Raw genomic sequence first — 913 nt, forward strand, 5'->3', positions numbered from 1 at the left:
CTGAAGTTACGCACCGAGTGGGACAGGTGACTTGAACAGTTCTCTGAGGTTTCGAAGTTCTTCCCAGGCTGCTTGAACCGCTCGGGTGTAAATTCTGGTCCGCAAGGCGAAATGGTTCACTCGACCCTGTAACTTCAGACCTTCCAGCTTCACATACCCCAGTAAGGAAGCAAACACATGGTTGCGTTGCGTCCATGCGGTACGAGCAGGTGATTTCATCAAAGAGGCGTTTTGTTTGAGGCTCTTGTGATACGGTTCGATTTTCCAGCGTCTTTGCTGCAAATCGAACAACGCCGTCCCAGACAAAGTTAAATCACTGGTGACCAGAAAGACCACTCCCACCGTTCCATCTGCATTTTTGTAGACGTGGCGCAAGAGCAGCACTTCAAAGGCCAGTCCTTTGATCTCCGCCCGGTAGGTGTGGTCTTCAGTCAAATCCAGGGTGTCTACTGCCCGAAACAGCTTTTTCTGTCCTGGGTGATGCTCGATGGTCTCACCTTCCGCCAGCAGTCGAACCAGACGGTTGCTTTTGATCGGCATCACAAAATGCTTTTTTAGCTTGGTCCGAATGAACATCATGTTTTCAGCACTGGAAAACCACACGTCACACAACACATACCCGTAGGGAATCTGGTTCTGCTGGACAGCCCGCAACAGATCCTGGAAGATCTCATTTTTGGTCTTTTTGCTCCGGTAGCGCAGTTCACCTGAGCGCTCGTTCTCGTACAGCTCGGTCTTTTCGATGACTTCCACCTGGACAGGAACACAGATGGAGAGGTCCTGCACCGAGATCTCATAGCAACAACTGAGCAAGTTGATCCCCTTGATGGTGCGTCCCACGCTGTGGTCGTAGTGGTACTGGATCACCGCGTTCTCCTCCATGTGTGGCTTTTCGGCCACACAGTCGTCGATG

General features: G+C 51.5%; 1 protein-coding gene. It reads right to left on the minus strand.

What is annotated here, in order from left to right; translation table 11 throughout:
• Positions 1-6: 6 nt before the first annotated feature.
• Positions 7-913: transposase (locus IEY52_RS26500; protein WP_229685003.1), on the minus strand; the 907-nt coding region annotated here is incomplete at its 5' end.

This window comes from Deinococcus roseus (assembly GCF_014646895.1).
Lineage (GTDB): Bacteria > Deinococcota > Deinococci > Deinococcales > Deinococcaceae > Deinococcus_C > Deinococcus_C roseus.